Origin of the sequence: Collimonas sp. PA-H2, assembly GCF_002564105.1 — a bacterium.
Classification (GTDB): domain Bacteria; phylum Pseudomonadota; class Gammaproteobacteria; order Burkholderiales; family Burkholderiaceae_D; genus Collimonas.
This window is the reverse complement of the sequence record NZ_PDBX01000001.1, coordinates 131,977-151,665: the sequence shown is the minus strand read 5'-3', so window position 1 is coordinate 151,665 and position 19,689 is coordinate 131,977. Positions and strand designations below refer to the sequence as shown.

Here is a 19,689-nt window from a genome sequence, read left to right as displayed (position 1 = left end):
ATTTCGATATGAAAACAATGTTGTATTTTCCATGTATTGCATTCGTCATCCCGGTCGCGGCAGCTACGCTATTGATCGCTACGCGCCTCCGCTAGTGCAATCGTCAAGTGCTGCACTTTCTTTTTCAGCTGGTTGCGTTCTTCGGTGAGTGCAACGACCAACAGCATCAGCCGATGAATTTCTATTTGTTCAGGCGTGGCGTCGCTCGGCGGTTCCTCCTGTTCAGCCTTGGGCGGCAGCCGGGCTTCACGCACCTGCCTGGCTGCCTGGCGCAATTCCTTCTTGCCTCCTGCGACCGCCGCGATCTGCTGTTCGTTAGGCAAAGACGCCACGGCCGCCGCGGCGTTAATGGAAATGATGCCCGACTTTACTGCGCCGACCAGCTCCGGCGCGGCGGTCTTCTGGATTTTCTCGATTTGCCCCAGGGTCGCGCTGCTCACCCGCGCGGCGCGCGCGACAGTTTCCCGGGTCCATGGCGGATCGCCTCCGGACTGGCCGGGGGCAGCCGTCCCGGTTGGCTCGGTGCCAGCTTGTTCGGTTTTCGCCTGCGTCAGCCGCGCCGCGACGATTTCTTTCTTGCGCAGGGCGAGCACGCCGCGTTGGAAATCCGATACGCTGCGCCGCCCGAGGTGGTTGTCGATCATCCACAGGTGAACATCGTCGATGGATTGGAAGGTATCGTTCTGCAGGGTATTGAAAGGGATGCCGTGCTTCTGGCAGATGCCGTAGCGGTTATGCCCGTCCACCAGAAGATCGCCCCACAACACCAGCGCATCGCGACATCCCTCAGACAGCAGGCTGCGCTCCAGCGCAGCGAATTCGTCTTCGGTTAGCGGATCGATATAGGCACGGAGCTGTTCGTCAATAGTGATGGTCATGGTTCATAAAAAAATCAGGCATAGGGCCGCTAGTGTACGTTGTGCCGCCGCTTTTGCAGCGCACGGTGGCCCGGTATTTTAAAAAAAATGACAGAATTTGGGAGTTGGCATCCGCGCTGCCGCCCGATCGTGCTACAGATACGGCGGGGCGCTGAACTGGCGCAAGTACAAGCTCACCAATTTATTGGTTAACAATTTTTAACAGGTGTAATGCGGCGGTCTTAGATGTGATTTATTGCATCATTGATTGTTTCCCAAAAAAATAAAGATATAGTTCGTCATACTAAACAACTGTGTGAGATAAATATGAAACGTATTCTCTGTGCGACCGCATTCATAGCACTCAGCGCCGCAGCTTTCATGCCAACCCAGGCAATGGCGCAAATAGGCGTGAACATCACGATTGGAACACCGCCGCCGCCGCCAAGATATGAGTCGGTGCCGCCGCCGCGCGTCGGCTACGTGTGGGCGCCCGGCTATTGGAACTGGGACGGCGGCAGGCATGTCTGGGCCGGCGGTCATTGGGAAAGAGCGCGCACCGGCTATCAGTACGATCGGCCGGAGTGGCGCCAGGGAAGCAATGGATGGGAATTGCGTCGCGGCGGCTGGCGCCAAGGCGGAGAGCGATATGAGCAACGTCGTGATGACCGTCGTGATGACCGTCACGGCGACGACAGGCGCGATGATGACGGAGGCCGCTATCATTGCCCACCAGGACAAGCGAAAAAAGGCAATTGCTAGTTCATCCTGAAGCAAAAGGACCAAAGCCCGCATTTATGCGGGCTTTTGCGTATTTATCGAGTTCCTGGATCCAGCGCCATATTGAGGGCATGAAATTTCGTGCCCGATGTTGAATATTTCATATTTTTGATTCTTGTTAAAAAATTTGTAGATAGCTCCACTAATATGTAGAATTATCTACATGAATGTATACGCTGTACTCATTACCAGCCTTCCAACGGAAAACGCAACAATTCGCATGCGCGCATGGCGGGCGCTCAAGGCATCCGGCGCCGCCGTGTTGCGCGATGGCGTTTATCTGATGCCGGAGCCCTGCCGCGACGCATTGGAAGCGGTTGCAGCTGACGTGCTGTCAGGCGGCGGGACTGCCATGGTGCTGCGCGTTGAAGAACCTGACGGCACTGATTTCGTCGGACTGTTCGACCGTAGCGAGGACTACGCAGCATTGCTGGCAGATGCCGCCAAAGTGCAGGAAGCCTTGACGGCCGATACGGCGCTGGATGGACTGAGGCAGATCCGCAAGTTGCGCAAGACCTTTGCCAGCGTCGCCGATATTGATTTCTTCCCCGGTGAAGCCCAACGGCAAGCCGATGCGGCCTTGCAAGAACTGGCGCTGACGGCGGCCCGCGTGCTGGCGCCAGACGAGCCTCATCCGGTCGATGGCACGATCTCCCGTCTGTCCGCGGAACAGTATCAGGGACGCATTTGGGCAACCCGCCGCCGCCCTTGGGTCGACCGGCTGGCCTGTGCCTGGCTGATCCGGCGTTTTATTGATCCGCAAGCCCGGCTGCTATGGCTGGCGTCCCCCAGCGACTGTCCTGCCGATGCCCTGGGCTTTGATTTCGATGGCGCGACCTTCAGCCATGCCGGCGGCCGCGTCAGCTTTGAGGTATTGCTAGCGAGTTTCGATCTTGAGCAAAGCGCGCTCAAGCGGCTTGGTGCACTGGTGCATTACCTGGATGTCGGCGGCGTGCAGCCGCCCGAGTCTGCCGGGATTGAAAGTGTCCTCGCCGGCCTGCGTGAAGCCATCGCGGATGACGATCAACTTCTGGCGGTAGCCAGCAACGTGTTTGACGGGCTGCTGACCGCGTTTCAAAAGGAATCCGCATCGCAACAGGAGTCGTAACAACCATGGACGAATCAAGCAAACCGACTTACACCCTGTGGCAACTTGTGCTGTACTTTCTGCGCTTGGGTACGTTTGGCTTTGGCGGGCCGGTCGCACTGGTAGGTTATATGCACCGCGACCTGGTGGAAAGGCGCGGCTGGATCAGCGAATCCGATTACAAGGAAGGACTGGCGCTGGCCCAGATCGCACCCGGTCCGCTGGCTGCACAACTGGGTATCTATTTGGGCTTCGTGCACTTCCGGATCCGCGGAGCGACCGCAGCAGGGCTTGCATTCGTGCTGCCTTCATTCTTGATGGTGGTCGCCCTGGGATGGGCCTATGTTGGATTCGGCGGGCTGACCTGGATGCAATCGGTTTTCTATGGCGTGGGCGCTTCAGTGATCGGTATCATGGCCATCAGTGCGCATAAACTCGCGAGCAAGAACCTGGGGCGCGACAAACTGCTGTGGGGCATCTTCCTGTTGTTGGCGGCAGTAACCATCATCACGCAATCGGAAATCGCATTGCTGTTCATTGGCGCGGGTGTGCTGGTTTGGGTGATCCGCTGCAAGCCCAAGTTCGGTACATCGAGCCTAGCCGTGCTGCTACCGACGCAGTTACCAAATATTGCTCTCGCATCCGCGACGGACACCAATACCCTGATTCAAATTGCGCTGTTCTTTACCAAGGCAGGGGCCTTCGTTTTTGGCTCGGGTCTGGCCATCGTGCCCTTTCTCTATGGCGGGGTTGTGACGGAGCATCACTGGCTCACCGAAAAGCAGTTTGTCGATGCCGTGGCCGTCGCGATGATTACTCCCGGGCCGGTGGTGATCACTACCGGTTTCATTGGCTACCTGATCAGCGGCTTGCCCGGAGCCATCCTGGCGGCAGTGGCGACTTTTGTTCCCTGCTACCTGGCGACCGTAATCGCCGCTCCATACTTCAAGAAATACGGCAAGCTGCCGGCGCTGATCGCGTTCGTCGATGGCATTACAGCGGCAGCCATCGGCGCTATTGCCGGTTCAGTGGTGGTGATCGCACAAAGATCGATTACGGATATTCCGACTGCGCTGCTGGCGCTTGCGACTGCGGCGTTGCTATGGAAATTCAAGAAATTGCCTGAACCCGTCATCGTGATTGGCGCGGCGTTGATCGGGATAGCGATTTATCCCTTGATGCATCATTGACGCACGATAGCGACCAGAACCAGCGCCGATACCTGGATAAATTATCGATCATGGCGTGGTCATCCATGACGCGCGCCATGCCTGGCGCAGGCGTTGTTAAAACGAAAAGTATCATTGGCTGCCCAAAATGTGACGCCAGCTGTTTTAGCAAGACAGTTTACACGTTGGAGTCCTTTCTATAGGGTACCCCCCTATCCTATATAGGAGGAAGCATGGGCCATACTGTGAAAGACAAGCAAAAGCTCCTGAACCGGGTGCGGCGCATCCGCGGCCAGCTGGATGCCATCGAGCGCGCCCTGGAAGAGGAGCAGGGCTGCATGGATGTGCTCCAGCAAATCACCAGCTGCCGTGGCGCCATGAACGGCTTGCTGGCTGTGGTCCTGGAAGACCATATCCGCACCCACCTGGTCGATGCCGAGGCCCATGACGGCGAGCAGGGAGGCGGCAAGGAGCAGCTTATCAATGTCGTCCACAGCTATTTCAAGTGAGCCTGCCATGAGTGAATTTTACGAAACGCCATTCAAGGTTGAGCATGACCACGTTTTCCTGGGCGAAGGGCACGACAAGAACGGGCGCAAGACCTGGGCTGTCATCGCACTCTGCAGTGCGATGATGCTGGCCGAGATTATTGGTGGACACCTATTCGGTTCGCTGGCGCTGGTGGCGGACGGCATGCACATGTCGACCCACGCCGGCGCCATGCTGATTGCAGCGTTTGCCTATACCTACGCTCGCAAGCACGCGAACGACCCGCGCTTTGTCTTCGGCACCGGTAAACTGGGCGACCTCGCAGGATTTACCAGTGCCATCATCCTGGCGATGATCGCCATGCTGATTGGCTATGAAGCGATTGACCGCTTGCTGTCGCCGCTGCCGATACGCTTCGGTGAAGCGATCCCCATTGCCGTGGCCGGCTTGCTGGTCAATATCGCCAGCGCGTGGCTGTTGAGCGGCGCGGATCATCATGGCCATAGCCACGGTCACGCTCACGCTCACGATCAGCACGCCGGACACGGTCATGGCGAGGAAGTACAGCAGATAGAAACGCCGTCCGGCGTGCTGGCGCTGTCGATTTTCGAGGATGGCGTGCCGCCGGTTTTCCGCATCAGGGCCGAAAGCGCAGCTGCCGGGTTGCCAACACAGGATGTGACCGTGACGACCGTGCGGCCTGACGGTGCGCGCCAGGTGTTCGCGTTCGCAAGGACCGCCGATTTTCTGCAGTCGACTACGGACATCCCGGAGCCGCACACCTTCAGGGCAGTGGTGACGCTGGCCGATGGCGAGCACGCCGTCAGTTTCGCAGAACACGATCATGCAGATGATGGGCACGGCGTCGACACGCGCGACCACAACATGCGGGCAGCCTACATCCACGTCATTGCCGACGCCGCCGTCTCGGTGCTGGCGATTATCGGGCTGCTGCTGGCGAAAACCTTTGGCTGGCTCTGGATGGACCCGCTGGCCGGCATCGTCGGCGCCCTGGTGATCGCTAACTGGTCATACGGCCTGATCCGCGATACCGGAGCCAACCTGATGGATATCAATCCAAGTGGCGCGATGGCAGGCAAGGTGCGCGCTGCGGTCGAAACCGCGGGAGACAAGCTGGTCGATCTGCACGTATGGCGCCTTGGCCCAGGTCACTTCGCGGCGGTGGTTTCTGTCGTCACCCAGGAGTCCTTGCGCGGTCCCGATTTCTATCACGGCGTGCTGCGGCGATTCAAGGGGCTGTCGCACATCACGGTCGAAGTACACGCGCAGCAGCGGGCAGTTTGACTTATGAGTGCTGGCTCGCCATGTGTTGAAATATGCAAATTCGATGGAAAAACCGGCTTTTGCATCGCCTGCCTGCGGACGCGGGAGGAGTGCAGGGACTGGAAAAAGATGAAGGACAGCCGGCGGCATCAGATATTGCAGGACCGCCGGAGGCGGGAGAGCAGGCTGCCAAAATAGGGCTGGGCGCTCTCTTTTGCCGATAATCGACTGAGTCTGCGCCCCTGCTGCACAGATTCGGTCCGCTGCGGCTTGTGGCATGGATAAAATCGATTTTAAAAATAATCATTGACCTTCCCACAGGGGGAACGCTGATAATGCGCTACATCGCTTGACAAAAAATATCGTCGTTGCTTACTATGAATTAAGCAAAAACCTATAAACCATGAAATTCTTTCGCTCATCCCGCTTGATTACAGCATGCATCGTGCTGGTCAGCATGCTGTTCATGCAGCTTGCGGTGGCGGGATACGCTTGTCCGAATTTGAATATCGGACAGGCCGACGAATCGGTATCGGTATCGATGTCCATGTCGATGGACGACGATCTGGCAATGAGCGGATGCGCCGGCGCCGATAAGGCGCAACCCAGCCTTTGCCACGCCAACGACCAAGCAGGAAACCAGTCGCTGGACAAGCCGCAGATGCCGCATGTGCAGCCTTTTGTGGCCGCGGCGCTGACGCTGGTGTTCCGCAACGTCGAATTGATCGACCATGCCGTTGACACCCAACCGAACTCTCTTCTTCTGGCGCGCACTACCGCGCCGCCGCTATCCATCCGTAACTGCTGTTTCCGTATTTAACGCTCCAGATCGCCTAGCCCGTCGTCGCCGTGCCGTGTGCACGCTCGATGTTGTCTATTGCTGTCTGGAGGTTTCATGCCGTCCCTCGCATTTTCTACATTTTCCGCGCACCGCACGGTGCGCCACACGGTTCTTCTGTTATCCGCAAGAATCGGTCTCGCCGCGCTGGCAGGGTCGCTTGCGCTCGTTGCCAACGTCTACGCAGTCGAGGCGCCATTAACGCTGGCAGAAGCCCAGCGCCGCGCCATCGATCGTTCACGCCAACTGACGGCGCAGGATTACTCCATCGCCGCTGCACGCGACATGGCGGTTGCTGCCGGCCAGCTGCCCGATCCGGTATTGAAAGCCGGCATCGACAACCTGCCGGTCACCGGCCGCGACCGCGGCAGTCTCAATAGCGATTTCATGACCATGCGCCGGATCGGCGTGATGCAGGAGATTACGGGTTCCGACAAACGCCGTTTGCGCTCTGACCGCTTCCAGCTTGAAGCGCAAAAGACCCTTGCCGAGAAAACCGTGGCGACGGCGGCCATTGAGCGAGATACCGCGCTGGCCTGGCTTGACCGCTACTACGCGGACGCGATGGCAGCGGTTGTCGCGGAACAGGGGGCGCAAGCGAGGCTGGAAATCCAATCGGCCGAAGGCGCCTACCGCGCCGGCCGCGGCAGTCAGGCCGATGTCTTCGCTGCCCAGAGCGCGCTGGCGATGTTTGACGATCGCGCCAGTGAAATCCGGCGCCGTGTACGCAACGCCAATACGATGCTGGCGCGCTGGATTGGCAATGCCTCGGATCTCGCTTTGGCAGAAAAACCTGCTACCGACGCCATCCGCCTGGATCTGGCGACCCTCGACAGCGCGATTGCACATCATCCTGAAATCGCGGTCTTGAGCAAGCAGGTCGAAGTCGCCGAGACAGACGCAAAGCTGGCGAAAGCCAATGAAAAGGCCGACTGGACCGTGGAGGTAGGGTTCCAGCAGCGTAGTGCGGCGTATTCCAACATGGTGTCTGTCGGCCTGTCGATCCCGCTGCAATGGGACCGGAAGAATCGCCAGGACCGCGAGCTGTCTGCCAAGCTGGCAGTGGTGGAACAAGCCAAGGCCGAGCGTGAAGACATGCTGCGCAGCCATGTGGCGGAGACCAAGAGCATGATCGAGGAGTGGCAAAACGACCGCGAGCGCCATGCACGTTATGAGAGCGAACTGATCCCGCTGGCCAATCAGCGCACGCTGGCAGCGATCGCTGCCTACCGGGGTGGCAAGGCTAGCCTGGCCGATGTGCTGGCGGCGCGCCGCAACGTGATCGATATCCGCATCCAGGCATTGCAACTGGCGACGGACACCGACCGCCTGTGGGCGCAACTGAATTTTCTCTTTCCGACCGATGCTGCGATGACGCACGCGGCAATGAACCAGGATACCCAATGAAGAACAAGAAAATATTCATCGCCGCAGCAATTGCGGCGCTCGTCGGGGCCGGCGGCTACGGTCTGTATTCGGCTGGCATGCATCATGGCAAGAAGATGGCCGCATCCATGCCGGATGACGCAACTGCGGCGCCGGCCGGCGAGCAGAAAGCCGCCGATTCAGGCAAGAAAGTGCTGTATTGGCATGATCCGATGGTGCCGGGGCAAAAATTCGACAAGCCTGGCAAATCGCCATTCATGGATATGCAGCTGGTGCCTGTCTATGCCGGCGATGCGTCTGACGAAGGTAAGGTCAGCATCAGCCCGCGCGTGCAGCAGAATCTGGGCATCCGTACTGCCGCGGTGATTCGGGGCAAGCTGACGTCGGCAGTGATGGCTGTGGGCAGCGTCGCTTATAACGAGCGCGATGTCGCGCTGGTGCAGGCGCGCAGCAATGGCTTCCTGGAACGGCTATATGTGCGCGCGCCGCTCGATCAGGTACGCAAAGGGCAGGCGCTGGCTGAATTATATGTGCCGGAATGGGTGGCCGCCCAGGAAGAATACCTCTCAGTCAGGCGCATGCAGGGAAACGGCATGGACAGCCTGCTTGGCGGCGCGCGTCAGCGCATGCGCCTGGCCGGCATGAACGACGAGCAGATCCGCCTGGTGGAAGCTAGCGGCAAGGTACAGGCGCGCCTGACGCTGTTTGCGCCGATCAGCGGCGTGGTGTCCGAGCTGGCCGTGCGCGAAGGCATGACGGTGATGGTGGGGGCGCCGATGTTCAAAATTAACGGCTTGGCCACGATCTGGGTCAATGCCGATGTGCCTGAAGGGCTGGCGGCCCAGGTGCGGCCTGGCAATGCGGTCGAAGCGCGCACGCCGGCACTGCCGGGGACGGTGTTCAAAGGCAAGGTCAGCGCGATCCTGCCGGATGTGAATTCTGCGACGCGCACGCTCAAGGCGCGCATTGAGTTGGCCAACCCGTCCGGCCAGCTGGTGCCGGGCATGTTTGCGACGATAAATTTCTCTTCCAACGTAAGTAAAGACATCTTGCTGGTACCTACCGAAGCGGTAATACGGACCGGAACGCGCAATGTCGTCATGGTGGCGCAAGGAGATGGAAAATTTGCGCCGGCCGAGGTTGAAATCGGCAGCGAGAGCAACGGCCAGACCGAAATCCGTAAAGGATTGGATGCCGGACAAAATGTAGTGGTCTCCGGTCAGTTCCTGATCGATTCCGAAGCCAGCTTGAGCGGAACCGAAATCCGGATGGCAGACGTGGCTGCGCCGGCAGCAAGCCAGGCCAGCGGGCCGACACATCACGGCGCAGGCAAGGTTGAAAGCATCACCAAGGATGAAATCACGATCTCGCATGGACCGATTCCCAGCTTGCAATGGGGCGCGATGACGATGGGCTTCAAGACGCCGGCGGCTGGCCTGCCGGGCAATATCGCGGTTGGCGATAATGTCGTATTTGAGATCCATGCTGATAAAGATGACGCATTCCAGATAACGACGATTGCCCCGGCTGCCGCCGGCATGAAAACACCAGCCGGGCCGGCAGGAGCGGCGCCATGATCGCGCGGCTGATCCGCTGGTCCATCGCCAACCGCTTTCTGGTGCTGCTGGCGACGGTGATGGTGACCGCCTGGGGCATGTGGTCGCTGTCGCGCACGCCGCTGGATGCAATCCCCGATTTGTCGGATGTGCAGGTGATTATCCGCACCAGCTATCCGGGCCAGGCGCCGCAGATCGTCGAAAACCAGGTCACCTATCCGCTCACTACCACCATGTTGTCGGTGCCGGGAGCAAAGACGGTGCGCGGGTATTCCTTTTTCGGCGATTCTTTCGTCTACATTCTGTTTGAAGACGGCACCGATCCTTACTGGGCGCGTTCTAGGGTGCTGGAATACCTTAACCAGGTGCAGTCGCGCCTGCCGCCGCAAGCCAAAACCGCGCTTGGCCCGGATGCCACCGGCGTCGGCTGGGTCTACGAATATGCACTGGTCGATCATAGCGGCAAGATGGATCTGTCGCAGTTGCGCGCCTTGCAGGACTGGTTTCTCAAGTATGAGTTGAAAGCGGTGCCGAATGTCTCGGAAGTGGCCAGCATAGGCGGCATGGTGCGGCAGTACCAGATCGTGCTCGATCCGGACAAGATGCGCGCCTACAACATTCCGCAAGCGAAGATCATCGCCGCCGTGCAGAATGCCAACCAGGAAACCGGCGGTTCCGTGCTGGAACTGGGAGAAGCCGAATACATGGTGCGCGCATCAGGCTACTTGAAATCGCTGGACGACTTCCGCAAGATTCCCTTGATGACGACTGACGCCGGCGTCTCGGTGCGCCTGGGCGACGTCGCTCGCATCCAGGTCGGTCCCGAAATGCGGCGTGGGATTGCCGAGCTGAATGGCGAAGGCGAGGTCGCCGGCGGCGTGATCATCATGCGTTCCGGTAAAAACGCACTGGAAACCATAGCCGCGGTGAAGGCCAAGCTGAAAATATTGAAAGCGAGTTTACCGCCCGGCGTCGAGATCGTCACGACTTACGACCGCTCAAGCCTGATCAAGCGCGCCGTCAGCAATCTGCAGGAAAAACTGATCGAGGAATTCATCGTTGTCGCCGTGGTGTGCGCCATCTTCCTGTTTCATATGCGCTCGGCGCTGGTTGCCATCGTCACGCTGCCAATCGGTATCCTGATCGCCTTTATCGTCATGTACTACCAGGGAGTCAACGCCAATATCATGTCGCTGGGCGGGATTGCGATCGCTGTCGGCGCCATGGTCGATGCCGCCGTGGTGATGATCGAGAATGCCCACAAGCATATTGAAGCCTGGAACCACGCTCATCCTGGAGAAAAACTGAAAGGCGATGAACATTGGCGCGTCGTCGGCGACGCCGCAGCGGAAGTGGGACCGGCCTTGTTTTTCTCGCTGTTGATCATCGTGCTCTCGTTCATTCCGGTGTTTACGCTGGAGGCGCAGGAAGGGCGGCTGTTTTCTCCGCTGGCCTTTACCAAGACCTATGCCATGGCTGCCGCGGCCGGCCTGGCGGTCACGCTGATTCCGGTCTTGATGGGCTATCTGATTCGCGGCCGGATCCCGGATGAGCAAAAGAATCCGCTCAATCGTTTTCTGATCGCACTCTACCGTCCGTTGCTAGATATAGTGTTGCGTTTCCCCAAGCTGACCTTGCTGGGAGCAGCCCTGGTAGCGGCCGTGACGATATGGCCGATGACGCGGCTGGGCGGCGAGTTCATGCCGCCGCTGGACGAGGGCGATGTGCTGTACATGCCGTCGGCGCTGCCAGGCCTTTCGGCCGGCAAGGTGCAGCAATTGCTGCAGCAGACCGACCGCCTGATCAAGACCGTGCCGGAAGTGCAGAGCGTGTTCGGCAAGGCTGGCCGCGCCGAGAGCGCCACCGACCCGGCGCCGCTGGAAATGTTTGAAACCATGATCCAGTTCAAGCCTCATGATCAGTGGCGTCCTGGCATGACGTCGGAAAAGCTGATCCAGGAACTGGACCGCATCGTCAAGGTGCCCGGGCTGTCGAATATCTGGGTGCCGCCGATACGCAACCGTATCGACATGCTGGCCACCGGCATCAAAAGTCCGGTCGGGGTCAAGGTCGCCGGTGTCAGCCTGCAGGAAATCGACCGTATCACCGGTGAGATCGAACGTGCCGTCAAACATGTGCCGGGAGTGTCGTCGGCGCTGGCCGAGCGCCTGAATGGCGGACGCTATGTCGACGTCAATATCGATCGCGACGGCGCCGCCCGCTATGGCTTGAATATCGCCGATGTGCAGAGCGTCGTGGCGGCAGCCATAGGCGGCGACAACATCGGCGAAACCATCGAAGGACTGCAGCGCTTTCCGATCAATGTGCGCTACCCGCGCGAGCTGCGCGATTCGGTCGAAAAACTGCGGCAGCTGCCGATATTGACGGAACGCGGCGCGCAAATCCGGCTGGGCGATGTAGCGGCGATCCGCATCGACGATGGTCCGCCGATGCTGAAAAGCGAGAATGCGCGCTTGTCGGGCTGGGTCTACGTCGATATCCGCGATCGCGACCTCAGTTCCACCGTGCGCGATATGCAGCGAGCCGTGGCAAAGGAAGTCAAATTGCCGGCCGGGTACTCGATCGCCTGGTCAGGGCAGTTCGAATATCTGGAACGCGCTAGCGCCAAACTAAAAATCGTGGTGCCTGCCACCTTGCTCATCATCCTCGTCCTGCTGTATCTGACTTTCAAGCGCTTTGACGAAGCGTTCCTGATCATGGGAACGCTGCCATTTGCGCTGGCCGGCGGTATCTGGCTGCTGTGGCTGCTCGATTACCACCTGTCGGTCGCCGGCGGCGTCGGCTTCATTGCCTTGGCCGGCGTCTCGGCTGAATTCGGCGTGATCATGCTGCTGTATTTGAAACACGCGTGGGAGGAACGGCTTGTTGCCGGCAAGGACAGCGAAGCCGATCTGCTCGATGCGATACGCGAGGGAGCCGTGCTGCGGGTACGGCCCAAGGCGATGACGGTGGCTGTCATTATCGCCGGACTGGTGCCGATCATGCTTGGGACCGGCACCGGATCGGAAGTCATGCAACGCATCGCTGCGCCGATGGTAGGCGGCATGATCACGGCGCCGCTGCTGTCGATGTTTGTGGTGCCGGCGGTTTATCTGCTGCTGCGCCGGCGCCGGATGCGCGTCGCCGCAGCGGCGCTGCCGGTTGAGGACAGATCGCGATGAAGCCATTGATCTCATGGCGCTTGCGCCGGATCAGCATGTGCTGCGTATTGTGCGCGGCTGTGCTGATCGCTTTGGCGTGGACCGCTCAGGCCGGCGCTTTACCGTTGCAGAGCGACAGACTGGTCGCGCTGACAAGCGGACAGCCGCCGACCATGACGGCTTGCCTGCCATGCGCTTCCTGTTACCTGGCGCCGCCTGCCGTTGCAAGTATTCACGGCAACGGCGACCATCCAGGGCTGATGTACATCGCGACGACGCGACGTTTTATTGCAGCAAACGAATCTGAGATAGTTGTTCCTGATTTTTCAGTTCGGCCAACCCTGGCGCTACGCGTCGTGTACTGCAGGTGGCTGAATTAGCTCGGCGTTGTGAATCTGATGAAACCATATCGACTATCAACTTACCGGGAAATACATCATGAAAAAATTACTACTCACCTTGCTCTGCATTAGTACAATCGGCGCCGCTTTGCCAGCTTTCGCCGGTCCCGACTGGCAACTGATCGAACAGGCACGCAAGGCTAAGCAGCTTGAGCTTGCGCAGACAGCAGCCAGTAAAGACCAGCAGGCCGGAATGGACGGGATGATGAAGGACTGCATGGAAAATATGGGCGGCATGGCAAGCATGAATCCTCAGGCAGCGATGGGCGCCAAAGCGGGGACGACGGCTTGGCATGACATTTATAACGGCCATTGAAGCGTAAGGAAGTCGTAGTAAGCGCCTGGGTAACCAGGAGCGGCCACCATCCGGTGTACATTTGTCCATTGGATGGGGGTTAGCTGTTCCAAATCACCCCCTCAATTTTAAAAAAGGAAACGAGCATGAAACCTACCGCAGCCCTGTCCCTGATTCTGGCGCTGTCCGCATCCGGAGCGGCTTTCGCGCAGTCAGGCGGCGCCAAGACCACGGAGATGAAAGGCATGGATATGAAGGCAATGCCGATGGACAATATGAATTCTGGCTCCACGGCGAAAACGGCAACCCACCAGGCTACCGGCGTGGTAAAGGCCGTTGACACGGTGAAGGGCACAGTGACGCTGGCGCATGGACCTGTCAAAACCCTGAACTGGCCGGCCATGACGATGACCTTCACTGTGAAGGACAAGATGTTCTTCGACAAGCTTGCCGCCGATAAGAAAGTGACCATCGATTTCGTCAAGCAGGGCGCGGACTATGTTGTTACCAGCGTGAAGTAAGTGCTGCAAGGGCAGGCGGCTCGTTCCGAGTTCTGAGGGGTAAGCAGTCAGACGAAGGTGCGTGGCGCCCGCTCACAGGCAGGGCTGTGTGACTTACAGAATCGTGGATGGATATCCAGAGTCATGCTAAAAAGCTCAGGAAGAGAGCGTCTCTGATATTCTGCAGCGACGCCGAACGCTTATTGTGCTGAATATTTCCAGAACCGGGCGGTGCCCGCCTTGGCATTTAACCTGCAATATTATTGAAAAATTGATGCAAACAACTCACACTGTTGCCGCTTTTGATTTCGACGGCACCATCTCTACCGGCGACAGCCTGCGCGACTTTGTGTTGTACGCAGTCGGCCGTGGCCGCTTTGCCCTTGGCGTGCTACGCGCCTCTCCCTGGCTCCTTGGCTTGCTAGCCGGCGTGTGCGGGCGGGGTCCCGCCAAAGCACATTTTCTTGCCGCCGCCATAGGCAGCATGAGGCAAACCAGGTTGGAGGAGCTGGCGGGTGATTATGCCGTTCACAAGTTGCCAGCCTTGGTCCGCCCCGAAATGATCGCCAGGATCGAGGAGCATAAGCGCCTTGGTCACCGGCTGGTCCTGGTTAGTGCGTCGCCATCCTTATATCTGAAGCATTGGGCCGCAAGTGCGGGTTTTGATGCTGTTCTGGCGACCGAGCTTGAATTTCTTGATGACCTGTTTTCCGGCCGCCTGGCCTCGCCGAATTGCTGGGGACCGCAGAAGGTGCAGCGCTTGCAGCAATGGTTCGCCGGCAGCCCGCCAGAGAAGCTATACGCGTATGGCGATAGCCGAGGCGACCGGGAAATGCTTGCCCTTGCCGATTTCGGGTGGCTGCGCGGATCCGCAGCCATGCCTCAGCTTGCTGACTGGCCGCGCAAAGCGGCGGCAAACTGAGCAGGATCTGCAAATCCCGCTCGTCACGACATCCGCCAGATAGATATTGCGTATAGGCATTGCCGGCAAATTTTAACGACGATGAGCGGCCGATGCGGTGTATAAATATCGGATGTCACGGCGTGCGTGACAGGGCGGCGGGTGTAGTGCCCGCCTGGAAATCATCGTGAGGAGAGTGCTATGCCAAAGTACGTGATCGAGCGTGAAATTCCCGGGGCCGGGAAATTGTCGCCGCAAGAACTCCAGGCCATTTCGCAAAAATCATGCGGCGTGCTGAGCAAGATGGGGCCGCAGATTCAATGGCTGCAAAGCTATGTTACCGGCGACAAGATTTATTGCGTTTATATCGCACCGGACGAAGCGATGGTCAGGGAGCATGCCCAGCAAGGGGGCTTCCCCGCAAACCGTATCTCCGAAGTTGTGTCGATTATTGACCCGGTTACTGCGGAATGATGCGGCTCGGGTGCTCCGGAAAAACCTGGGCCGGGCCTGGGATTGCCGGGGCAAACTGACCGTTCGCCGAGAGTCGTGGCGGCTGGTCAGATCAAGTCTAAGTCAGGACAACTCAATGACCGGTCCTGCATATTCGAAGCTCGTGCCTGGCAACGATAATGGAACGGCGCATTTCGGTGGATAGCTTCACGGCATTGCCGCCGACAAAACTTCCTTGCCCAATCGCGCGGCCCGCTTGAACGCTTGCGGCGGCTGGCCGAACTTGCGTAAAAATGCCCGCCGCATCCGTTCAGGATCTGAAAATCCGGTCTCCCTCGCCACCACGTCGATAGAGTGATTACTGTCTTCCAGCATGGCGCGCGCCGCTTCCACTCTTAAGGCTTCAACCGCCTTTGCCGGCGACTGCCCGGTTTCGCTGCGGAAGCTGCGGCTGAACTGGCGCCGGCTCAGGTTGGCGGCATCGGCCAGTTCGTCTACCGACAGTTCCCTGGCCAGGTTACGCTTGGCGTAACTGAGCGCGCTCTGGATACGGTCTGATTTCGCCTGCATTTCCAGCAGCGCTGAAAACTGCGACTGGCCGCCGCTGCGGCGGTGATACACCACCATCATTTTCGCGATCGAACTGGCGCTGGCGGCGCCCAAGTCCTGTTCCACCATGGCCAGGGCCAGGTCGATGCAGGCGGTCATGCCGGCCGAGGTCCAGACCTTGCCGTCGTTGATGAAAATCCGGTCCTCTTCAACCCTGGTCTTCGGATACCTGTGCTGCAGTTCGCGCGCTTGCGCCCAATGCGTGGTGACGCGGCGTCCGTCCAGCAAACCGGCTTCGGCAAGAATAAAGGCACCGGTGCAGATGCTGGCGGTGCGGCGCGATGCCTCACTCGACCGTTGCAGGAAATCGATGAGGCCAGGCGACGACACCACCGCCTCCATGGCGCCGGTGACCATCACGGTGTCGTAGATGCGGGCATTGAAGGGATGGCTGTCGATCTTGACGCCGGACGAACTGCGCACCGGTCCGCCATGTTCCGACAGCACAGCCAGATCGTAGGTGGGACCGCTGGGGCCATCGTTGGCCAGCTCGAATACCGAGACGGCAGCCATGTCGACCAGCTGAAAGCCGTCGAAAACGACAAAGGCGATGGATTTTTTCATATTGTCCCAATTCGAGGTAAATATGTCATTTGGGATATATCTTGGACTCCTACACTGTGCTTGTCAACGTTCAAAACCGGCCGGATAGACAGTTCGGCAACATCTCATCGAGGATACAAAATGACTACGCAAACCAAGCAGGACACAGCCCTGATAACCGGCGCATCGACTGGCATCGGCGCCGTTTACGCCAACCGCCTGGCGCGTCGCGGCTACGATTTGATACTGGTAGCCCGCAACCAGGACAAGCTGAACCAGTTAGCGCGCCAGCTGTCCGCAAGCAGCGGTCGGAAGATCGATACCATCAAGGCCGATTTGAGTCTGAAGAGCGACTTGCAAATCGTTGAGCAGCGGCTGGCCAGCGATGCCAGCATCACGATGCTGGTCAACAATGCCGGTCTCGGCGCTACCAAAAGCCTGGTCGATTCGACGCCGGAGGAACTCGATGAGCTGATCACGCTGAATGTGCAGGCGTTGACCCGCCTGACGCGCGCCGTCGCGCCGGCCATGGTCGGACGCGGGCATGGCACGATCGTCAATATTTCATCGATCGCGGCGCTGGCGCCGGAAATCCTGAACGGCAGCTACGGCGGCACCAAGGCATATGTCCTGGCGCTGACGCAGTCGCTGGACCATGAGCTGTCCGAAAAAGGCGTGCGCGTACAGGCGGTGCTGCCCGGTGCAATCAGCACGCCATTCTGGGATCGTGCCGGTTTGCCGGTACAGCATCTGCCGAACGAGATTGTAATGACGGCGGAAGATCTGGTCGATGCTGCGCTGGCGGGGCTCGACCAAGGCGAGCTGGTGACGTTGCCGTCGCTGCCGGATCTGGATGACTGGAGCCGTTTCGACGACGCCCGCAAGGCGCTGAAGCCGAATCTGTCCCACGTTAAACCGGCGTCGCGCTACCGGGTCGGAGTCTGACCGGCAGCATAGCCGGCCGGGCATCGTGATTGCGGAGTTGGAGCGCCGATCACCTCGCTTATAATGCCAGGATCTTGTCCATCCCTGTCAGCCGTCATTGCGGCATCTCATAAGCGAAATCTTCATGATCATCAAACCACGCGTACGCGGCTTCATCTGTGTCACTACCCATCCGGCCGGCTGCGCAGAAAACGTGCGGCAGCAGATCGACTATGTCACGGCGAAGGGGGCGATCGCAGACGGTCCGAAAAAAGTGCTGGTGATAGGCGCCTCGACCGGATACGGACTTGCCGCGCGCATCACGGCGGCGTTTGGCTGCGGCGCCGATACGCTCGGCGTGTTCTTTGAGCGTGCGGGCAGCGACACCAAGCCCGGCACTCCCGGCTGGTATAACAGCGCCGCATTCCACCAGTTTGCCGCGGCCAAAGGTCTGTATGCGAAAAGCATCAACGGCGACGGCTTTTCCGACGACATCAAGCACAAGACCATCGAGGCTATCAAGCAGGACCTCGGCCAGGTCGACCTGGTCGTGTATAGCCTGGCGGCGCCGCGGCGCACCCACCCGAAGACCGGCGAAGTCTTCAGCTCGACGCTGAAGCCAGTTGGCCAGGCAGTCAGCTTCCGCGGCCTCGATACTGACAAGGAAGTGATCAAGGAATCGACCCTGGAACCGGCCACCCAGGAAGAGATCGATAACACGGTGGCAGTCATGGGCGGCGAAGACTGGCAGATGTGGATAGATGCGCTGCAGGCGGCCGGAGTCCTGGCCGACGGCGCGAAGACGACCGCTTTCACCTATCTGGGCGAGAAGATCACCCACGACATCTACTGGAATGGTTCCATCGGCGCCGCCAAGAAGGATCTGGACCGGAAAGTGCTCGCTATCCGCCAAAAATTGGCAGCCAAGGGCGGCGATGCGCGCGTCTCGGTGCTGAAAGCCGTGGTAACCCAGGCCAGCTCGGCCATTCCCATGATGCCGCTCTACCTGTCGCTGCTGTTCAAGGTCATGAAGGAGCGGGGTACGCATGAGGGTTGTATCGAACAGCTCTACGCACTCTACAACGACAGCCTGTACGGCAAGACGCCATGCATGGACCCGGAAGGCCGGCTGCGCACCGATTACAAGGAACTGGATCCGCAAGTCCAGGCCCAGGTGCAGCAGCTCTGGAACCAGGTCACCAGCGACAATATCTACGAGCTGACCGACTTTGCCGGCTACAAGCGAGAATTCTTGCGCCTCTTCGGATTCGAGATCGAAGAGGTGGATTATGAAGCGGACGTCAGCTGCGAAGTGGAGATTCCCAACCTGGTCCAGGCGTAGGCGGCTGCTGAGCGCGGGTAGGCTCCCAAGTCCGGTTCGCTGTATTTCCTGTAAAAAATGCCTATACCCGTCCGGGTGTGGGCATGATCAACGTGCTGCGCTGAAATTTATGCTGCGCCTGCCTCGGATTCCTCCCGTGCCGCATTTTATTTTTCCGCGCATATCAAGCGGAAGCCGAGGCGGGTTTGCAAGCCGTCTTCGCGTTCTCCCAGATATCGCTTATTCAGCTCCGCGGGACCAAGATCCTTGGTTACGTGCAGTCCCATGCTCTGCAGTTTCTTTTGCAGGGACATCGGATTGAACGATGTTTTCCACGGCTCCCCTTGCTCCTCGACGAGGTTGCTTATGTATTCGCCTAAAGCATAATCAATGGGACTGAGCATGGAAGGCTGCACCCTGTAATCGAATGTGATGCCGCTTTCCCTGGGCAGCGATGCGACGAATTTCAGCGTATCGAAGATTGCTTCCTCGGATAGGTAGACGGTGACGCCTAGCCAGGAAAAATAGGCTGGCTGGTCTGTACGAAAACCGGCTTCCTGCAATCTCTCGGCCAAGGTGGCTTTTTCAAAATCGATGGCGACAAAGGTCATGGAATCGGGTATGCCGATACCGGCTTCTTTCAGGATGTCGATTTTCCAGGCCTGGGTCGAGGGGTGATCTACTTCATAAACATGCAACCCCTGGTCGCGGTAGCCGTTCCTGAACGCAAAGGTATCCAGGCCAGCGCCCAGGACGACGTATTGTTTTACGCTGGCGGCTACCGCCCGGCGCAATTCATCTTCCGCCAGCAGGCTCCGCGCCGCCAGAGCGGCCCGCAAGTCACGGGATATGGGGTCGTTGAACTGGGCAGGGTCGTGACGGATGCTGGCTTCTCCCGCGGGACCAAGTATGGACAAGGCCATCGGATCGCTGAATATGACAGGCTTGTCCAGCAATTGGTGGGCGGCCCGCATTGCCGCGACCCAACGCGCGGTCCAGCTCGGTTTTCCTGCCTGAACGATATTTTCTTGTAGCGGATTCATCCTGCTTCTCCTGTATCTGAACGCGACTAGGCGTCGCTTGAGGCCGGCACGGCTTTGATTCTGCGCAAGCCGCCAAGGCCGGCCCCGATGTC

20 protein-coding genes are annotated in these 19,689 nt (G+C 59.0%); 17 read left to right on the top strand and 3 right to left on the bottom strand.

Going from position 1 to position 19,689, the window contains the following annotated elements; all coding sequences use genetic code 11:
* Positions 1–68: 68 nt before the first annotated feature.
* Entirely contained in the window at positions 69–878 is an 810-nt protein-coding gene (locus BCF11_RS00625) for a hypothetical protein (RefSeq protein ID WP_098493021.1), read from the bottom strand.
* A 306-nt stretch (positions 879–1,184) separates the two neighbouring features.
* Between BCF11_RS00625 and BCF11_RS00620 the strand changes: the two genes are divergently transcribed.
* The 15 genes from BCF11_RS00620 (at position 1,185) to BCF11_RS00555 (ending at position 15,178) form a co-directional block, all read left to right on the top strand.
* The gene (locus BCF11_RS00620; RefSeq protein WP_098493020.1) at positions 1,185–1,619 is read left to right on the top strand and encodes a YXWGXW repeat-containing protein; all 435 of its coding nucleotides are present in this window, start codon (positions 1,185–1,187) and stop codon (positions 1,617–1,619) included.
* Positions 1,620–1,857: 238 nt separating this feature from the next.
* Positions 1,858–2,745 (top strand): chromate resistance protein ChrB domain-containing protein, encoded by an 888-nt coding sequence (locus tag BCF11_RS00615; protein ID WP_233212320.1) that lies wholly within the window; start codon positions 1,858–1,860, stop codon positions 2,743–2,745.
* 5 nt (positions 2,746–2,750) lie between these two features.
* Positions 2,751–3,914, top strand: coding sequence for a chromate transporter (locus BCF11_RS00610; protein ID WP_098493018.1), 1,164 nt, complete (start codon positions 2,751–2,753; stop codon positions 3,912–3,914).
* A 212-nt stretch (positions 3,915–4,126) separates the two neighbouring features.
* Positions 4,127–4,402, top strand: coding sequence for a metal/formaldehyde-sensitive transcriptional repressor (locus BCF11_RS00605; RefSeq protein WP_098493017.1), 276 nt, complete (start codon positions 4,127–4,129; stop codon positions 4,400–4,402).
* A gap of 7 nt (positions 4,403–4,409) precedes the next feature.
* The gene (gene dmeF / locus BCF11_RS00600; RefSeq protein ID WP_098493016.1) at positions 4,410–5,687 is read left to right on the top strand and encodes a CDF family Co(II)/Ni(II) efflux transporter DmeF; all 1,278 of its coding nucleotides are present in this window, start codon (positions 4,410–4,412) and stop codon (positions 5,685–5,687) included.
* Between the two features lie 3 nt (positions 5,688–5,690).
* Positions 5,691–5,864, top strand: a complete 174-nt coding sequence (locus BCF11_RS00595) for a DUF1289 domain-containing protein (protein WP_098493015.1) — start codon at positions 5,691–5,693, stop codon at positions 5,862–5,864.
* Positions 5,865–6,069: 205 nt separating this feature from the next.
* Positions 6,070–6,486, top strand: coding sequence for a hypothetical protein (locus BCF11_RS00590; protein ID WP_098493014.1), 417 nt, complete (start codon positions 6,070–6,072; stop codon positions 6,484–6,486).
* Between the two features lie 75 nt (positions 6,487–6,561).
* On the top strand, positions 6,562–7,911 hold the full coding sequence (locus tag BCF11_RS00585; RefSeq protein ID WP_098493013.1) for a TolC family protein: 1,350 nt from the start codon (positions 6,562–6,564) through the stop codon (positions 7,909–7,911).
* Positions 7,908–9,467: an efflux RND transporter periplasmic adaptor subunit gene (locus BCF11_RS00580; RefSeq protein ID WP_098493012.1), complete on the top strand. Its 1,560-nt coding sequence runs from the start codon at positions 7,908–7,910 to the stop codon at positions 9,465–9,467. Before BCF11_RS00585 ends, BCF11_RS00580 begins: the two co-directional genes overlap by 4 nt.
* Positions 9,464–12,628, top strand: coding sequence for an efflux RND transporter permease subunit (locus tag BCF11_RS00575; RefSeq protein ID WP_098493011.1), 3,165 nt, complete (start codon positions 9,464–9,466; stop codon positions 12,626–12,628). The genes BCF11_RS00580 and BCF11_RS00575 overlap by 4 nt, the downstream gene beginning before the upstream one ends.
* A complete protein-coding gene (locus BCF11_RS27320) occupies positions 12,625–12,987 on the top strand; it encodes a hypothetical protein (RefSeq protein ID WP_143751213.1) in 363 nt (120 codons plus the stop codon). The genes BCF11_RS00575 and BCF11_RS27320 overlap by 4 nt, the downstream gene beginning before the upstream one ends.
* A gap of 58 nt (positions 12,988–13,045) precedes the next feature.
* Positions 13,046–13,324, top strand: a complete 279-nt coding sequence (locus BCF11_RS00570) for a hypothetical protein (RefSeq protein ID WP_098493010.1) — start codon at positions 13,046–13,048, stop codon at positions 13,322–13,324.
* A 125-nt stretch (positions 13,325–13,449) separates the two neighbouring features.
* Complete coding sequence (locus BCF11_RS00565; protein WP_098493009.1) at positions 13,450–13,824, top strand: copper-binding protein; 375 nt, start codon at positions 13,450–13,452, stop codon at positions 13,822–13,824.
* A gap of 253 nt (positions 13,825–14,077) precedes the next feature.
* On the top strand, positions 14,078–14,725 hold the full coding sequence (locus BCF11_RS00560) for an HAD-IB family hydrolase (RefSeq protein WP_098493008.1): 648 nt from the start codon (positions 14,078–14,080) through the stop codon (positions 14,723–14,725).
* A 180-nt stretch (positions 14,726–14,905) separates the two neighbouring features.
* The gene (locus BCF11_RS00555; protein ID WP_098493007.1) at positions 14,906–15,178 is read left to right on the top strand and encodes a DUF4242 domain-containing protein; all 273 of its coding nucleotides are present in this window, start codon (positions 14,906–14,908) and stop codon (positions 15,176–15,178) included.
* A gap of 186 nt (positions 15,179–15,364) precedes the next feature.
* Here the strand turns inward: BCF11_RS00555 and BCF11_RS00550 are convergent, their stop codons facing one another.
* On the bottom strand, positions 15,365–16,330 hold the full coding sequence (locus BCF11_RS00550) for a GlxA family transcriptional regulator (protein ID WP_098493006.1): 966 nt from the start codon (positions 16,328–16,330) through the stop codon (positions 15,365–15,367).
* A gap of 120 nt (positions 16,331–16,450) precedes the next feature.
* Between BCF11_RS00550 and BCF11_RS00545 the strand changes: the two genes are divergently transcribed.
* Together BCF11_RS00545 and fabV are read left to right on the top strand one after the other, a co-directional pair.
* Positions 16,451–17,254, top strand: a complete 804-nt coding sequence (locus BCF11_RS00545) for an SDR family oxidoreductase (RefSeq protein WP_098493005.1) — start codon at positions 16,451–16,453, stop codon at positions 17,252–17,254.
* A gap of 124 nt (positions 17,255–17,378) precedes the next feature.
* The gene (fabV, locus tag BCF11_RS00540; protein WP_098493004.1) at positions 17,379–18,575 is read left to right on the top strand and encodes an enoyl-ACP reductase FabV; all 1,197 of its coding nucleotides are present in this window, start codon (positions 17,379–17,381) and stop codon (positions 18,573–18,575) included.
* 146 nt (positions 18,576–18,721) lie between these two features.
* Here fabV and BCF11_RS00535 read toward each other — a convergent pair whose 3' ends face one another.
* Positions 18,722–19,597 carry a class I SAM-dependent methyltransferase gene (locus BCF11_RS00535; protein WP_098493003.1) on the bottom strand — a complete coding sequence of 292 codons (876 nt, stop codon included), beginning with the start codon at positions 19,595–19,597 and terminating at the stop codon, positions 18,722–18,724.
* Positions 19,598–19,689 lie beyond the last annotated feature (92 nt).